This is a genomic window from Flavobacterium aquidurense (assembly GCF_002217195.1).
Classification (GTDB): domain Bacteria; phylum Bacteroidota; class Bacteroidia; order Flavobacteriales; family Flavobacteriaceae; genus Flavobacterium; species Flavobacterium frigidimaris.
The window spans coordinates 112,751-130,291 of sequence record NZ_MUGR01000005.1; the positions used below are offsets into that span (position 1 = coordinate 112,751).

A 17,541-nucleotide genomic window follows, 5' to 3' on the forward strand; every position below is an offset into this window, starting at 1 on the left:
CTTTTGGAGAATAAATAATATCAAAATTTATAATTTCGAATATAAATAAATGAAAGACGAAGAAGACGATAACATAATTCCAAACGACGACGAGAATAATTCTGAGGAAAACCAGCTTGATGAGAATCAGGACGCAGATGATTCTGAAGAAATTATCAGTGTAAATGCTAAGAATTTTGAAGGACAGCATTTTTACGAAAATCAGGAAGAAGAAGGAGAAGACGTTATTACCAAAGTAACCGGAATGTACAAAGACTGGTTTTTGGATTACGCTTCTTATGTAATTCTTGAACGTGCAGTTCCGGCAATTGAAGATGGTTTTAAACCGGTTCAGCGTCGTATTATGCACTCGCTTAAAGAGTTGGATGATGGTCGTTATAATAAAGTTGCCAATGTTGTAGGTCACACCATGCAATATCACCCACACGGAGATGCGAGTATTGGAGATGCGATGGTACAAATTGGTCAGAAAGATTTATTAATTGACTGTCAGGGAAACTGGGGAAATATCTTAACGGGCGACGGAGCTGCGGCTTCTCGTTATATTGAGGCGCGTTTATCTAAATTTGCTTTGGAGGTTTTGTATTCTCCAAAAATTACCGATTGGGGTGTTTCATATGATGGCCGTCGTGCAGAACCAAATAATCTTCCGGTAAAGTTTCCGTTGCTTTTGGCACAAGGAGCAGAGGGAATCGCAGTTGGTCTTTCGACTAAAGTTCTGCCTCATAACTTCAATGAGTTAATTGATGCTTCGATCAAGATTCTAAAAGGAAAAGCATTTACACTATATCCTGATTTTATGACACAAGGTATTGCCGATGTGTCTAATTATCATGACGGACTTCGTGGCGGACGTGTACGTGTACGTGCAAAAATTGCGCAATTAGATAAGAATACCTTAGTGATTACGCAAATTCCGTTTTCGACCAATACCACAACTTTGATTGACAGTATTTTGAAAGCCAATGATAAAGGTAAAATCAAAATCAAGAAAATCGAAGACAATACAGCTGCCGATGTTGAGATTTTAATTCATCTTTTCCCGGGCGTTTCTCCGGACAAGACAATTGATGCTTTGTTTGCTTTTACGGCTTGCGAAACTTCTGTAGCGCCTTTAGGTTGTGTGATTGAGGATAATAAGCCGTTGTTTATCGGAGTTTCTGAAATGTTGAAGATTTCGACACACAGAACACAAGATTTACTTCGTCAGGAATTAGAAATTCAATTAGAGGAATTAAAAAATAAGTGGCATTTCTCTACTTTAGAGAAAATCTTCATTCGTGAAGAAATGTACATTGATTTCAAATTGTATTCTGATAGAGAATCGCTTTATAAATATTTATACGATCGTTTTGAGCCTTTCAAAAAATCATTCGTCAGAGAAATTACCGATGATGATTTGCAACGATTGACTCAGATTCCGATGATTCGTATTACTCGTTTTGACTCTGATAAAGCCGATGATTTCATCGCTAAGTTAGAAGACGAAATGAAAGAAGTACAACATCATTTAGAAAATCTAACTGATTTTGCAATTGCGTATTTTACTAAATTAAAAGAGAAATACGGAAAAGGCCGCGAACGTCAGACAGAGCTTCGTGTTTTTGATAATGTCGAGGCTACAAAAGTAGTTTTACGTAATACAAAACTATATGTAAACCGCGAAGAAGGTTTTGTAGGAACCAGCCTTAAAAAAGATGAATACGTTACCGATTGTTCTGATATCGATGATGTAATCGTGTTTTTACGTGACGGAAAAATGCTGGTAACAAAAGTAGATGCTAAAACGTTTGTGGGCAAAGATATCATTCACATCGCTATTTTTGATAAGAGTGATAAACGTACCATTTATAATATGATGTATCGTGATGGAAAATCAGGACCTTCATATATTAAACGTTTCAATGTTTCTGGTGTAACACGTGATAAACCTTACGATTTAACAAATGAAACGGCTGGTTCGCAGGTAGTTTATTTTTCGCACAATCCAAATGGAGAAGCAGAAGTAATTACTATTTTATTACGTCAGGTGGGAACAATCAAGAAATTGAAATTCGATATTGATTTTGCCAAGTTAGCGATTAAAGGCCGCGCTTCTAAAGGAAACTTGGTTACGAAATATCCAATCAAGAAAATTGAATTAAAGGAGAAAGGAATTTCAACCTTATTGCCAAGAAAAGTCTGGTTTGATGATACCGTAAAACGTTTAAATGTAGATGCAAGAGGTGAATTATTGGGTGAATTTAAGCCAAGTGATAAAATCTTGATCATCAACCAGAGTGGTAAACTGAAAGTAATTATTCCGGAATTATCGACTCATTTTGAGGAAGATATGATTGTTCTGGAGAAATTTAATCCTAAAAAACCAATTTCGGCGATTTATTATGATGGAGAAAAAGAACGTTATTATTTAAAACGTTTTCTGGTTGAAACCGATAAAGAAGAAAGTTTTATTACAGAACATCCAAACTCGCAATTAGAAATTGTATCAACAGATTATCGTCCGGTGGCGCAATTAATCTTTGCTAAAGTAAAAGGAGTTCAGAAAGAAGATTTACATATAGATGTCGAAGATTTTATTGCTGTAAAAGGCTTTAAAGCTCTAGGAAATCAATTGACAACGGATAAATTAAAACAAGTTAATTTATTGGATCCGTTACCTTATGAAGAACCTGTAGAAGAGGTACCTGAAAAACCGGAACTGTCAGATGATGATTCAGTTGAAACAGAATTAGATGATGACGGCCAGATAGGTTTGGTTTTAGACTAATATAAAACAGAAACGCTAAGAAATTGATTCTTAGCGTTTTTTTTATAATACATTCGGTCAATTAATTTTCGAGAATATTTACGATTTCTTCCTTTATCCATTTTACCTCATCGTTTTCAATAATCACAGTCATTGTGTCACCATCCTTAACTTCTCCTGAGATTATTTTTTTTGCCAAAGGTCTTCTTAAATGGCTTCTTATAATACTTTTTATAGGTCTTGCTCCGTATTTGGCATTATAACCATTTTCAGCAAGATAAAGTTTCGCTTCCATAGGAATTTCAACTTTAATATTGATATTCTTTAACAAATCCATGAACTCTTTTTTGAGATGGATTTCGAATATTTTTAGCGCATTTTCTTTACTGATAGGAGCAAAAGGTACAATTTCAGTTAAACGACCTAAAAATTCAGGTCTGAAATAATTACCCATAATTTCCATTAAAGAAGTTGACGTTGGAATTTTACCACTATTAAAAGTCTCCACAATATGATCTGCACCGATATTTGAGGTAAAAAGTATGATTGCATTCGAGAAATCGCCTTCTTTTCCTAATCGATCGTGTAGCTTTCCTTCATCCATAATTTGAAGAAAAACATCATATACAGAAGTATGTGCTTTTTCGATTTCATCAAATAAAACAATAGAATAAGGTTTTTGCCTGATTTTATTCACTAACAATCCACCTTCTTCATAACCCACATATCCTGGAGGAGCTCCATTGAGTGGGAGTATTTGTGCGATAGCTTTATGAAACAGCTTAAAAACAGATCATCAAATGTATTCCCGTACCGACTTTTTATAGAAGATTAATTTCACAAATAACCCTGATCTAAAATCAGGCTTTTTACTTAAACAAAGAATTCAAATTAATATGTTTTTTCTCTTTCAGTTTTTTTACAATTTTTAAAAAAGCAATTGCGGTTATGTACGCATCGCCCAATGCCGTATGTCTGTCTTTTTTAGAAATATCAAATTTATCGGCGAGATCGTCTAAAGTGTAATGATCTTTTCGCTCAAACAAATGAGACTTAATCAGTGTTTTTTTGTATAAAATAGCAGTGTCTAATCGCTTGTTCGTCAATTCAGGAAGGCCATTTCTTTCTAGTGCTTTATTAATCATTGTAACATCAAAAATAGTATGATGTGCAATAATAATCGAATCACCCAGAAAAGCTAAAAATTGTTCTAAAGCTTCTCGCTCAGTTGGGCGTTGTATAACGAAAGCTTTTAAAATACCATGAATCTGAGCTGTCGATTTATCGTAATGATCCTGCTCGATATAGACTTCAAAACTGTTCTGAACAGAGATTACTCCATTTTGCAACACCAATGCGCCAATACATAATATGCGGTCATTTTCGTAATCTAAACCGGTAGTTTCGGTATCTAAAACAACAAAACGGGTTTCTTCGATTGTGATATTCTCATCAAAGAGATCGTCTTCTTTTTTCCAAAAATTAAATAAACTCATACTTATACCAGATTTGAGACATTAAAACGTACCGAAATTAATTCCTGAAGCTCTTTGATGGTTTTAAAAGTTCGTTTCAGTTTTATTTTCTCCATCTTAGATAATGATTCCAATGCAATAAATTGGCCGGAATCATTATGTAAAAGTCCTTGTTTGGTTCGGAATTTCAGCAAAGCTTTAAACGAATAGGAACACGAAAGATACAATTCTCTATTGTTGGGTTCCAGTTCTGCCAGTTTTTCGAATCGTTCTGCAGTATTACTAATTGATTTCACTGAATGGGATAAAATCAAAACACGTGCAGCATCCGTTAAAGGCATTAGGGCTCTTCTTTTAATATCAAAATGATCTTTATTTGCTCCGTCCTGTTCTACCAAAAATTGCCTAAAAAAGCCTGTTGGAGAAGGACTTTGCAATGCACCACTCACTAAATGAACATAGAAAATAGGATTTGCTTTTACATTTTCAAAAATAAAATCAGAAAGCTCATTCGTAATTTCGGCATCACCATAGGTTAAACTGTAATCAAAAAATATAAACGACAATAAAACCTCATTTTTCCCCGGATTCGTGATCCAGTGATGCACCTGATTTTTCCATTCATCCAGACTCATACACCATTTAGGGTTTGAGGCCATCATTTCGGCAGGGCAATAGTCATAACCAATTTCAAAAAGGCCTTTATTGACAAGTGTGGCAAATTTCAGGAAATATACTTTTGTTTCTTCTTTAAAAACATCAGAGACATTTTCATACACAATCGCGTTATCCTGATCTGTATGCAGCATTTGTTCGCTTCGTCCCTGACTTCCCAGCGCGAGCCATGCAAATTTCACAGGCGGCGGATTGCTCATTTTTTCTAATGACATTTCGATAACTCTGGTGATGCAAGCTTCATTGAGCTCTGTAATGATTTTAGAAATCAACGTCATTGGGATATTCTGATCGAGATATCCCTGAAGCAATTGCATGATTCGGGCGCGAATAGGTTTAATTTCTTTGGCTTTTTTAGCTCTTTTAAGTGCTTTTATTAATACAGCAGGATTGTTTCCTAAAGCCACCATTACGTCATGTTTAGATAAAATCCCAACAGCTTTGGTATTGGTTGTTCCGTCTTTTGTCAGGCATAAATAACTGATGTTACTTTTCATCATTGCCATTTGTGCCTCAGTAACTGTCATTTTTTTAGGATACGTAATAACGGGTTTTGTCATTATGGTTTCGGCGGTTGTCAGGATCGAATAATCTCCGGTAACAATTTTATTGCGTAAATCTTTATCGGTAATAATACCTATAGGCAGCATTTCGTCTACAATCAATATTGCACCTACTTTTTTCTTTGTCATGATTTTAGCAATATCCCGGGCTGTGGTAGAGGGGCTGCAAGTGACAATTTTCTTGGAATATTTTATGGGTTGTAAGTCAAAAGAATCCCTTTCATTATGATGATTACCATGCAGTAAATCATCGCCATATAATTTATCTTTATGAATGTCCGAGTAAGGATTTCGGGTGTTAGACGCATAACTTTCGATCAGGAAATTACCAACAGTTCTGTTTTCTAATGCATAAGGTTTAAAAACAGCAATGGGAATGGCGTAAAGAATGGTTTCTTCATAGGCAACGGCTTCCATAATATAATTTTCCTGGGCCAAAAGCGGACGTAATCCAAAAATATCGCCTTCGTCACACATGTCTAAAACAGTGTTTTTCTGACCTTTTTTAAGGGCAACAGCACCTTTATGAACGACATAAAAGGAGTCGTGAGTTGTCTCATTTTCCGCAAAAATTACTGAATCTTTATCTTTGTAAACAATAGAAATTTGTTCTGATAGTTTTTCTAAATCCTTTTGATGCAAAAAGCTAAAAGGAGGGAAGTTCTTTAAAAAGTCGGCAACTCTTTGCGAAATAGTATTTTTCATGCGTGAGATTTAGGTTCTAATGTAATACTTAAAATAGAAATGTAAAAGAAACACACTTAAACTTTTTTAGTTTTGCCACAAAGCCACGAAGTTTTGTTTATTCTTAGTGGTTTATACAACGTCATAAGTCAGTTACTGTTTCCTAAGAAATGCTGATATAAAAAAAAGTTCCATGAATGGAACTTTTTAAATTATGATTTATGAGTGTTTCTTCCGAACCCGCATATTGATAAACTCTACGGCCAATGAAAACGTAATGGCAAAATACAAATACCCTTTTGGGACAGCGCCAATGTGTTCTCCCAAAAGCGCAGCATTCGATAAATGCATACTTTCAGTAATCAGCATAAAACCAATCAGGATCAAAAACGAAAGTCCTAATATTTGAATGGAAGGGTTTTTATTGACAAAATTCCCCACCGGAACCGCAAACAGCATCATGACCAAAACAGAGATGATAACGGCTGTAATCATTATGGTTAAGGCACCGTGAACACCGTTTGTCATACCTACTGCCGTCAGAATAGAATCGACAGAAAATATTAAATCGATTAGCAAAATCTGCACAATAACATTCGAAAATGACTTTTTTGCTGCTGCACCAATTGTCTTTTCTTCATCGCCTTTATGATCTACTTTTTCGCTAATTTCCTTTGTGCTTTTATAAATCAGGAATAAACCTCCAAGAAATAAAATGAGTGCCTGACCGGTAAAATCGCCTTCAAACCAACCCCAGTGAATACTGAAAATTGTTGCTTTCATCGCAATAAGATACGAAATCCCCATCAAGAGGGCGATACGCATAAACATAGCCAGAAATAAACCAATTCGGGTTGCTTTTTTACGATCTTCTTCAGGTAATTTACCTGTTACGATCGAAATAAAAATGATATTGTCAATTCCTAAAACAATTTCAAGAAAAGTCAGTGTCAATAAAGCAATCCATGCATCGGGATTCAAAAATACTTCCATACTAAAATTATTTCGTTAGATTAATTACTCCACTTTTATAACCGTTCCGCGTTGCTTTTGATCAGAACCCACCATTCCAAATTCAAACGTATAAGAATCTTTAGAAGTGGTTAAGATCTTCATGCTAATCGCTTTTTCTTCAGCCATGTTTTTGGGGTGTTTCTTTTGCAGGATATATTCACAATCACTTACCCAACGCACTGTAGAGGTGTCTGTTTTCCCTTCAAAAGTTTCGATTTCAATACCATCTTTACGTTCAAAAACCGTTGTTTTTTTTACGCCATTTACCTCAAACTCAAATTTGAATTTTCCGTTTTTAAAATCTTTACAATTGTGTTCGGCATCATAACAAGATACTAATGCAAGTAGCGGAAGGAAGAAGAATATTTTTTTCATTTTAAATAATTTGTTTTTTAGTATCCGGATAGCTATCGGGACGGGCACAAAAGGATTTCCATTACAATCAGGGCCGGGAAAATTGTTTTCATGTTAACTTAAGAAGAGATATTTAGTTTTTATCAGGTCTTCGACTTCGCTCAGACGGACAAACGAACAAATCATTTCAATCTCTTTAGTTCATCATCGGTAAAGTTCTTGATTTCTTTTTCTTTGGCAAACTTTTCGGCATTATAATTTCCGGATTTATTTCTCGGGATCGATAAACTATCCCACTCGTTATTTTTTAGCTGCTTGGCATAAAAAACAATCTGTCCCACATGATACGGATAATGAGCTAGTTGACGATTTATGGCTTCAATAACCGTATGACCTTCATTACGGATATAGATAATATCCGACAGCTGTTCCGGTTTTAAATCGTTTAAGGTATTTAGAAAGCAATTCCAGCCATTATTCCAGACCTGTAAAACTTCTTCTTTTGATTGCAGGTCATTTTCGAATTCAGCATCACGGTTGCGCCATTCTTTTTCGCCATCAGAAGTTAGAAAATCTGTCCACCTCGAAAGCATATTACCGGAAATGTGCTTGATAATCGTTGCAATACTATTAGTGTCTTCATTTACAGCAACAAAAAGCTGATGAGGCTCTAATTGATTTATGGCTTTTTCGCCCAGCATTTTATAATACAAAAATTGCTTTTTAACGCTTTCTAAATAAGATTGAGTTGCATTCATATTTGTGTGTTTTTGTCACGAATTTGCTTCGCCAGTTGGTTATCGCTTGGAACACGAATGTAGACGAATAAAAAATCACATTTTTAGAGTTAAAAATTAGTGAATATTCGTGAAATTCGGGGCAGTATTTTTTTAAATATTAATAGTTGGTTTTAAACAATCTTAATATCATATTTGTCTAAAAGTCCCACAATTCCTTCATTAGAAAATTGTGCTTTTTTCATTGGGTTAAATTCCGGATCGATTTTATAATTGTAGGCAGTTTTAAAATTAACAGCAGCCAATTGTGTATCATTAAAAATAGCTCCTTCCAGATTGCAATTGTCAAAAACCGAACTCGTTAAATTAGTTCCTATAAAAGTAACTTCTCTAACAGAGCAATTGATGAATTTGGTTTTAGGCATTTTTTTATTTGAAAAGATGGCATAATCTAACGTGCTTTCCTCAAAATAAACCTGAAACAAAAAATCATCACATTCATTGAAAGCGATTCCAAGAAGTTTGCAGTTTTTGAAACTTACATTCTTAAGACTTGTTCCCGATAAACTCGTCATCGATAAATTGCAGTCTATAAATTCGCAGTCTAAAAAAGTATTGTAGGCAAAATTGCTATTTGAGAAATCACAATTTTTAAAAATACAATCTTCAAACTCCCTATTGTTTATTTTTTTATCAATATAAGTGACTTTCTCGAAGGTTTTCTGTATGTGAATTAGACTTTCCATATTTGTATTGGATAAAAAAATAATAATTTTTTAAAAAGAGGGAATTAAACGCGACAGGTTTTTAAAACCCGTTGGGTTTGCTTAGTAGGGACTATTTAGTCATTAAACAAACCCTTCATGATAATTTTCAATCCGTAAAAAATCAAAAACATAGCGCTCAGACAAGCCACAATTCCAATTCCTAAAACCAGGTAATGCCAATTGGTATGTTGATTCATAAAAGCATTATAAATCAGTGAAGGACCAATAAACAACAGAGGTAATGAACCTGACATATATTTAATTCCTTTTCCCAGTAATTCTTTATTTGTTGCCATAGTTTTTTTGTTTGAAGGTTTTGTAAAGTTTCAGTTATCGCATCCTGTTATTTCGACCTGAGGAGAAATCGCACAAGAAACTACATAATGTATATTTCAATCTTTGTTGATTGATTTCTCGTTCCTCGAAATGGCAAACTGTATGTTGTAAAAGGCGTCTTATATTTTACAAGAAACCCATTACTCTTTATAATTGTCGATAGCATTTCGTACGCTGCCGTATTTTTTTAATAATTCTGAACCTTTTTCATACGAAACAGGAATTTCATCCATGATCATTTTTACGCCGCGATCTACCAATTTAATATTGCTTAGTTGCATATCAACCATTTTGTTGCCCTTTACTTTTCCTATTTGAATCATTGCTGCTGTAGAAATCATATTCAAAACTAATTTTTGAGCTGTTCCGGCTTTCATTCTGGAACTTCCGGTAATAAATTCAGGACCTACAACTACTTCAACAGGAAATTGAGCTGTTAGCGCCAGCGGACTTCCTGCATTATTGGTAATACAGCCGGTAAGGATATTATTTTGATTGCAGGTTTCTAAACCGCCAATGACATAAGGAGTTGTTCCGGAAGCAGCAATACCAATAACGACATCATTTGCACCTATATTATTGTTTTGTAAATCGATCCAGGCTTGTGTGGCATTATCTTCGGCATTTTCTACGGCACGGCGAATAGCGCTGTCACCCCCGGCAATAATACCATTTACTAAATCAAAAGGAACGCCAAAAGTGGGAGGGCATTCAGAGGCATCAACAACACCTAAACGACCGGATGTTCCGGCTCCTATATAAAACAATCTCCCGCCAAGTTTTAGTTTAGCGACCACTTTTGCCACAAGTGCTTCAATTTGTGGGATTGCTTTTTCGACTGCATTTGGAACAGTTTTGTCCTCCTGATTGATGTTGGTCAGCAATTCATGCAGAGACATTATCTCTAAATGTTCGTATTTTGAAGATTGTTCTGTTGTTTTGGTAAATGCCATTTTTTTGTGTTAATTAAGCCGGCTCAAAATTAATCTTTTTTATTGCAATCCCGAAATTTAGAACGTAAAGTAGTAAAGATTAGAATATTTTTTTTCTTTGAATTCTTATACAACGATTGTTTCTAAGAATCTTATTAAAAGAACTAAAATATTATATTTGTTGAATAATCTAAAAAAATTAATGGATATAGTAAGCTTTTTAATAGGAATGTCTTGGATGTCAGCTTTTGTTGCTCTTTTGCTAGCTTTCTTTTTGTTGACTGTAGAAACAAATAATAAAATATCAAACAGATTATTTGCTGCCTATTTATTGCTTTTTGCCATTGATAATAGTGGGCTTTTTATTAATGAGAATTTTATTAAAGAACACCTCAATTTAGAATTTTTCAGATGGACTACCAGTTCCTTAATATTACCTGTTTTTTACCTATATATAGTATCCGTTTGTTTCACTGATTTTCGATTAAGCCCCAAATATCTACTTCACTTAGCTCCATTTATAGCTGAAAATCTAATTTTTGCTTTTAGACTGTACTTTGTAGATGATGTAGAAAAAATGAAGTTTTATGATCATCATAATCAAATGCCTGAATTCTACTCTTTGTTGTCTATTGGAGCAATTCAAGTCGTGTTTTATAGTATTGCAGTTTTTTCTGTTTTAAGAAAGTACAGAGCGATATATCAGGAAAATTATACCAATCCCAGGACTTCAATTTATAAATGGTTAATTCAGATATCTACTGTGCTCTTTACTTTGTATTATTTATCTATAGCAAAGAATGGTTTAAGATATGCTGATTTTGAGTTATTATGGATCTGGGCCAATGTAGTATTGCAATTTTTACTACTAGTCATAATTTGTTGGTTTGTACTAAAAGCATTAAACCATCCTGACCTTTTTAGAGGTATCGATTCTAAATTGCAATTGGCAAGAGATATTTTACCTAAGGAAACCAGTATTGCTGAAGTCAAAAATAATAAAAGCGAGGCAATTACATTACAAATCTCGGCATTGAAAGATTATATGGCAGAAAAAGAACCTTTTCTTGATCCGTCGCTTACAATTCAGGAACTTTCTAACCAGATTAATATTCCGGTTCGGGATTTATCAGTCTTGATTAATCATCATATCGACCAGCATTTTTTTGATTTTGTAAACGAATATCGCATTCAGAAAGCCATGAATATTTTGAAAGATCAATCAAAAAGTCAGCTTACGGTTTTGGAAATTTTATATGAAGTAGGTTTTAATTCAAAATCTTCGTTTAATACTTCTTTTAAAAAATATACTAATCTAACGCCTACAGCTTATAGAAATGATTCATAATTAACGGTTTGTAAAAAGTCGTACGTTAGGTTTAATAAAGTCGAACTAATTTCTGTTGAGAAAATTGGTTCGACTTTTTTTTGTCGGTCGCGTACAGAAAATTTCTAAGGCAACTTTGCTTCAAATTAATCGAACAAGTAAAAACTAGAAATTATGAAAAAACTGAACCTCTTTATCTTTTTATTATTACCTCTTTTTTGTTTAGCACAAGCATCCTTTAAATTAAACGGAAAAGTTGCCGATGAAAAAATACCATTAGCATGGACGGATGTTGTAATCTTAAATCAGGAGGGTAAAATTATAAACGGAGCAACAACAAAAGAAGATGGCAGTTTTGAACTGATTTTGAATAAAGGATTTTATAAAGTAAAAATTAGCCTTCAGGGATATGCTGAATTTGATAAAGTAATCACAATAGAAAAAAACATTGATTTGGGGTTGATTGTCGTAAAGGAAAATGTAACGAATTTGGGAGAAGTTGTCATTCAGTCCAGAAAAAATACGATCGAACAAAAAATAGATCGTGTGGTATATAATCTTGAAAATAATGTTACTAACGTTGGCGGAGATGCTTTGAGCGCTATCAATACAGCGCCGGGAGTTGTAGTGCAAAACAATGCTATAACTATATTAGGAAAAGGAACTTCTCGTGTGATGATTGATGGAAGAATGATTGAGCTAACGGCTGAAGAATTAAATGAGTTCCTGAAATCTATTTCGGCAAGTGATATTAAAAACATCGAAATTATAAGTAATCCTTCTTCAAAGTTTGAAGCCGAAGGAACAGGCGGACTGATTAATATTATAATGAAAAAAGGGGCTCGTAATTCCTGGAAAAATACAAGTACGGCATCTTATGATCAAAATAAATACGGAATTTATGCTGTAAGGAATAATTTCTTTTATAATAAAAATAAGTTTAGGTTTTCGGCCAGTATTAATGGAAAAGCAGGTGCTAAAAATATTAAGGAAGGTCTGGATATGTATTTTATAGAAGGGCTTTCGAAAATGGATGTTATAACAAAACTGAATGAGGAAAACTTTTCCGGAAAAGTAGCTCTGGATTATGATCTTTCTGAAAGAACAACCATTGGTTTTCAGCTCCTGAAAGATAAAAGCAATCCTGATTTTGACTCGGATATCAGAATCAATAAATATAATTCTAAGAATCAATTAGAGAGTTATATTATCAATGAGAGTTTTTTAGACAGGAAATCGGGTAATCAGACTTATAATTTGCATTTGATTACCAAAATTGATTCTCTCAATCGAAAATTATCATTCGACGTTGATTATTTTGATTATAATTCAAAATTCGACAGAAATTTTACTGCAAACAATTATTTGTCAGACGGAACCTTTGTCGAGGTCAACCAATCCGGAAGAAATATTTCAAATCAGGGTATTGATAATTTGAGTTTCAAGGCTGATATGGAACATCCGCTTCAAGCACTCAACTTATCGTATGGAGCAAAAGTGAGTTTTACAAAAAGTAAAAGCGATGTTATTTTTTTTAATACCATTACCGGAATTCCGGTTTTAGAGATGAATCAGACGAATCAATTTAGATATACCGAAAATAATCAGGCGTTTTATATTAGTGCAGATAAAAAAATCAATGAAAAATGGAATTTGCAGGCTGGATTGCGATTAGAGAATACACAAACAAATGGTTTTTCGGAAAATCTGAATCAGGAAACGATAAACAACTACCTTAAATTATTTCCAACTTTTTATGCATCTTATAATAGAAATGAAAATAATAATTTTAGTTTGAACTACGGAAGAAGAATCCAAAGGCCGAGTTTTTCTTTATTGAATCCGTTTCGTGTTTATATCAGTAGTAATAGTTATTCAGAAGGAAATCCGTTTTTGAAGCCTTCTTTTAGTGATAATTTTGAATTTTCGCATTCGTATAAGAAAATATGGAGAAGCAGTGTTTTTGTCAATGCAATTACAGATGGCTATGGTGTGATTTTTACTGCGAATCCGGAAAGAATGACGCAAATTGTATCGAGAGAGAATTATTTTAAAGGGATCAATTATGGAGTTGGTGAAACGTATTCAGCTAATTTTGCCGATTGGTGGCAGAGTGAGAACTCATTGTATTTTTTAGGATCTGATATAAAATTTACAAAAGATATCAATGCAATACCGGCAAATAGTCTTGAAATCAATTTTTCGACAAATAATACTTTTTCGTTGGGCAAGGCAACTAAACTGCAGGTAGATTTTAACTATACTTCGCCTTACAAAAGCGGTTTATATGAAACAGGATATACTTCAAGTTTAAATATTGGTTTTAAACAGGATTTGCTTAACAAAACATTGCAGATTGCTGTTTTGGTAAATGATATTTTTAATACATCTTATCTCAAAAATGATGTCTCGATTGTAAATGGTGTAAAACAAGTTTATAACCAAAATGAAAGTAACCGATTTGCCCGTTTGTCTGTTGTTTATAATTTTGGAAATAAAAAGATTAATGTTAGTCAACGTGATTTTGGAAATGAAGATGAGAAAAACAGAGCGAGATAATTAGAAGGAATAGGAATATCTAACGGGTTTTTGAAATCTGGTGGGTGTTTTTTTGAAAAAGATTAGTTCTTATTTTTGCGTGAGGGATAGGAGCTCACTACCGAAGTAGTGCGTATAGCCCGACCGGATTTGCGAAAGGCGCATATAAACGGTTTGCTAAACAGCGCCTTTTGTAAATATGGTCACGCCCTGATTATAACAAAAAGGCCAATATAATACCCAATATAATCATAGAAACTTTGGCGACATTGAATTTATGTCCTTCGCTGCTTTCGAAAATAATGGTTGATGAAATATGAAATAAAATCCCGATTACAATCGCGGTGATTTCAGTATAATAATCGTTTAGAAAAGGTAAGTATTCAGACGCAACTGTGCCAAGCGGTGTCATAACAGCAAAAGTAAGCATAAAAGCAAAAATAGCTTTTTTGTTCAGGTTGGCGTTGATGAAAAAAGTAGTCAAAATTACGGCAATTGGCAAGTGATGAATGGCTATTCCGAGTGCTAAATCATGATGGTGGCTTACCGGAAATCCTTCTAGAAAAGCGTGAATACACAAACTTATAAAAAGCAGCCACGGAATCTGACTCATTTGGGCATGCCCGTGAACGTGCCCGTGCTCAGCTCCTTTTGAGAAAAATTCTAATATGATCTGAAATAAAATTCCGACCATAATAAAAATACCTATATTATGATTGTGTGTTTCATAAACGTCCGGCAACAAATGCATTACGGTTAATGACAGCAAAAATGAACCGCTAAAAGCAAGCAATAGTTTTAGATTGGTTTTGTTTTTTGGTTTTAAAAACAAAGCCACTATATAACCTAAAAGTACAGAAAATAAGGGTAATAGATAATTCATCTTTTTATTGTTTAATCGTTGATTTGTTTCATCGGTTAATTGTTTTTTTGTTTACCGGTTCAACGGTCGAACAATTAAACGATTCACCAATTTATTTAAAAATCATGATTAATCGTTCGCTTTCAGTTTTATGAAATTTTTTGAGTTTATAATCTCCAAAAATATCCAACAGATAAATTCCTGCTTCGGCCATTAAATCTTCGAAATCTTTTAGCGTTAAAGCTTTTACTTTTTCTGTAAAATGATATTGATGTCCCTGATCTTCAAAATCTATTTCTTTGAAAATATGTCCGTCCTGAACATATCTTTTAATTTTAAAATCGATATCATCAACTGTTTTTACTTCTTCGGGAACTAAGGTTTCGATAACATTTGCCACATTCATAAAATCGATAACGGCAAAACCATATTCAGATAAACTTTCTTTGATGGCTTTTAGGGTTGTTAGGTTATCATCGTCGTTTTCGAAATAACCAAAACTTGTAAACAGATTAAAAATGGCATCGAACTTCTCTTCAAAAGGTTCACGCATATCGTGCACTTTGAAATGAAGGGTTTCGTTACTGTTTTTACTGGCTTCTGCAATGCTGTTTTCAGACAAATCAGCACCTAAGACATTAAATCCTAATTGATTCAGGTAAATAGAATGGCGTCCTTTTCCGCATGCTAAATCCAGAACTTTTGCTTTTTCAGGCAGGTTCAGATAATGTGTCAGATTATCCATAAAAATTTGTGCCTCGCGGTAATTTCTATCTTTATAAAGTATGTGGTAATATGGAGTGTCAAACCATGATGTAAACCAGTTTTCGGTATTACGCTCCTGATTTGGTGTTGATGAGTTTGGTGCTTCAGACATTTATTCTATTTCAATTAATTCAAAGTCCCGCAAATTTAGTGTATTTTTGCCGAAAAATAACTATTTCGCAACGATACCTGAATAATCAGTTTGATGTGTGTATATGCATTGTTGTACGTTTGCGATCGGAGTTTTTTTTAATACAAAAATAAAGATGGAAGAAAATTTTAGAATGATTGCCAAATGTTTTTTTGGTTTTGAAGAAATATTAGAAAAAGAATTAAAAGATCTTGGTGCTCAGGACGTCGAAAAAGGAGTGCGAATGGTGAGCTTTAAAGGCGATAAAGGTTTTATGTATAAAGCTAATTTATCGTTGCGTACTGCACTTAAAGTATTGAAACCTATTTACTCGTTCAGAGCCAATAATGAGCAGGCACTATACAAAGGAATTTCTGGTGTAAACTGGTCTAAATTGTTAAATGCCAATCAGACTTTTGTTATTGATGCCACTGTGCATTCGACTTATTTTAACCACTCTGAATTTGTTTCTCAAAAATGTAAAGATGCCATTGTAGATCAGTTTAGAGAAAGAACGGGACAACGCCCAAGTATTGATAAAGCTTTTCCTGATTTAAGAATCAATGTTCATATCGATAAAGACCAGGTTTCGGTTGCGTTAGACACATCCGGAAACTCTCTGCATCAGCGTGGGTACAGAACAGCAACCAATATTGCGCCAATCAACGAAGTTTTGGCAGCAGGAATATTGTTGTTATCAGGCTGGGAAGGACAAAGTCACTTTTTGGACCCAATGTGCGGTTCAGGAACTTTCCTTGCAGAAGCAGCTATGATTGCTTGTAATATTCCGGCAAATATCAACCGTAAAGAGTTTGCTTTCGAAAAATGGAAAGACTGGGATAATGATTTGTTCGAACAGATTATAAACAGTCTGATGAAAAAAACAAAGGAATTTCATTATACGATTAAAGGTTTTGACAAAGCGCCAAGTGCTGTAAACAAAGCTAAAGATAATATCAAAAATGCCAATTTAGAAGATTATGTTACCGTTCAGGAAGAAAACTTTTTTGATACTGAAAAAGCGGTAGAAGGAAAGCTGCATATGGTTTTTAATCCGCCTTATGATGAGCGTCTGGATATTCATATGGAAGAATTCTATAAAAATATTGGTGATACTTTAAAGAAAAGCTATCCGGGAACAAACGCCTGGTTTATTACAGCAAATCTTGAAGCATTGAAATTTGTTGGATTAAAACCTTCCCGTAAAATCAAATTGTTCAACGCAAGTCTTGAAGCACGTTTGGTAAAATACGAAATGTACGAAGGAAGTAAGAGAACGAAATTTCAGGTTTCTGAATAGTTTTAAATAGTTACAGAGGAACAGAGGTCCAAAGGAACAAAAGAAAAAACTTTGTTGCTTTGCATCTTTGTAACTTTGAACCTTAAAAAAGAAAAAATGACAAAATTACAAATAAGAGCTTTTTTATTCCAATTAGGATGTTTTGCAATTTTATTTATTGCAGGAAGATATTTGGTGGCTATGTATACAGGATTAACAGGACTTTGGATTCCAATGACTGCTTTTATTGTGGCAACTTTGATTTCGCCTAAATTTCAGGCCGTAAAAACTAAGGATGGTGAAAAGCTGTTTATGAAATGGATTTTTATGAAGGGGATTAGAGAAATAGGATAA

Annotated in this window: 15 protein-coding genes and 1 pseudogene; 5 read left to right on the forward strand and 11 right to left on the reverse strand. The window is 34.0% G+C overall.

Features of this window, described 5'->3' with window-relative positions; translation table 11 throughout:
- Positions 1-49: 49 nt before the first annotated feature.
- Complete coding sequence (locus tag B0A67_RS04095; protein WP_072955852.1) at positions 50-2,770, forward strand: DNA gyrase/topoisomerase IV subunit A; 2,721 nt, start codon at positions 50-52, stop codon at positions 2,768-2,770.
- Between the two features lie 61 nt (positions 2,771-2,831).
- Here B0A67_RS04095 and B0A67_RS04100 read toward each other — a convergent pair.
- From B0A67_RS04100 to murQ, 9 genes and pseudogenes are all read right to left on the reverse strand, one after another.
- A pseudogene (locus B0A67_RS04100) lies at positions 2,832-3,542 on the reverse strand (AAA family ATPase); the annotation flags it as partial.
- Positions 3,543-3,618: 76 nt separating this feature from the next.
- Positions 3,619-4,245, reverse strand: coding sequence for a 3'-5' exonuclease (locus B0A67_RS04105; RefSeq protein ID WP_072955849.1), 627 nt, complete (start codon positions 4,243-4,245; stop codon positions 3,619-3,621).
- Positions 4,246-4,247: 2 nt separating this feature from the next.
- The gene (locus tag B0A67_RS04110) at positions 4,248-6,167 is read right to left on the reverse strand and encodes a DUF294 nucleotidyltransferase-like domain-containing protein (RefSeq protein ID WP_072955846.1); all 1,920 of its coding nucleotides are present in this window, start codon (positions 6,165-6,167) and stop codon (positions 4,248-4,250) included.
- Positions 6,168-6,365: 198 nt separating this feature from the next.
- A complete protein-coding gene (locus B0A67_RS04115; protein ID WP_072955842.1) occupies positions 6,366-7,139 on the reverse strand; it encodes a TerC family protein in 774 nt (257 codons plus the stop codon).
- A 24-nt stretch (positions 7,140-7,163) separates the two neighbouring features.
- Complete coding sequence (locus B0A67_RS04120; protein WP_072955838.1) at positions 7,164-7,535, reverse strand: DNA topoisomerase IV; 372 nt, start codon at positions 7,533-7,535, stop codon at positions 7,164-7,166.
- A 161-nt stretch (positions 7,536-7,696) separates the two neighbouring features.
- Entirely contained in the window at positions 7,697-8,272 is a 576-nt protein-coding gene (locus tag B0A67_RS04125; protein WP_072955835.1) for a DUF1572 family protein, read from the reverse strand.
- A gap of 152 nt (positions 8,273-8,424) precedes the next feature.
- Positions 8,425-8,997, reverse strand: coding sequence for a pentapeptide repeat-containing protein (locus B0A67_RS04130; protein WP_072955831.1), 573 nt, complete (start codon positions 8,995-8,997; stop codon positions 8,425-8,427).
- A gap of 95 nt (positions 8,998-9,092) precedes the next feature.
- A complete protein-coding gene (locus tag B0A67_RS04135) occupies positions 9,093-9,314 on the reverse strand; it encodes a DUF6095 family protein (RefSeq protein WP_072955827.1) in 222 nt (73 codons plus the stop codon).
- Between the two features lie 180 nt (positions 9,315-9,494).
- On the reverse strand, positions 9,495-10,307 hold the full coding sequence (murQ, locus tag B0A67_RS04140) for an N-acetylmuramic acid 6-phosphate etherase (protein WP_072955824.1): 813 nt from the start codon (positions 10,305-10,307) through the stop codon (positions 9,495-9,497).
- Positions 10,308-10,488: 181 nt separating this feature from the next.
- On the opposite strand from murQ, the gene B0A67_RS04145 reads away from it, so the two are divergent.
- Both B0A67_RS04145 and B0A67_RS04150 read left to right on the forward strand, forming a co-directional pair.
- Positions 10,489-11,634, forward strand: a complete 1,146-nt coding sequence (locus B0A67_RS04145; RefSeq protein WP_072955820.1) for a helix-turn-helix domain-containing protein — start codon at positions 10,489-10,491, stop codon at positions 11,632-11,634.
- Positions 11,635-11,787: 153 nt separating this feature from the next.
- Positions 11,788-14,172, forward strand: a complete 2,385-nt coding sequence (locus B0A67_RS04150; protein ID WP_072955818.1) for an outer membrane beta-barrel family protein — start codon at positions 11,788-11,790, stop codon at positions 14,170-14,172.
- A 193-nt stretch (positions 14,173-14,365) separates the two neighbouring features.
- Here the strand turns inward: B0A67_RS04150 and B0A67_RS04155 are convergent, their stop codons facing one another.
- On the reverse strand, positions 14,366-15,034 hold the full coding sequence (locus B0A67_RS04155; protein WP_072955816.1) for a ZIP family metal transporter: 669 nt from the start codon (positions 15,032-15,034) through the stop codon (positions 14,366-14,368).
- Positions 15,035-15,125: 91 nt separating this feature from the next.
- The gene (locus tag B0A67_RS04160; RefSeq protein WP_072955814.1) at positions 15,126-15,890 is read right to left on the reverse strand and encodes a class I SAM-dependent methyltransferase; all 765 of its coding nucleotides are present in this window, start codon (positions 15,888-15,890) and stop codon (positions 15,126-15,128) included.
- Between the two features lie 154 nt (positions 15,891-16,044).
- Here B0A67_RS04160 and B0A67_RS04165 point away from each other — a divergent pair, with 154 nt between their 5' ends.
- Positions 16,045-17,208: a THUMP domain-containing class I SAM-dependent RNA methyltransferase gene (locus tag B0A67_RS04165; RefSeq protein ID WP_072955811.1), complete on the forward strand. Its 1,164-nt coding sequence runs from the start codon at positions 16,045-16,047 to the stop codon at positions 17,206-17,208.
- A 96-nt stretch (positions 17,209-17,304) separates the two neighbouring features.
- Positions 17,305-17,541 (forward strand): hypothetical protein, encoded by a 237-nt coding sequence (locus B0A67_RS04170; protein ID WP_072955808.1) that lies wholly within the window; start codon positions 17,305-17,307, stop codon positions 17,539-17,541.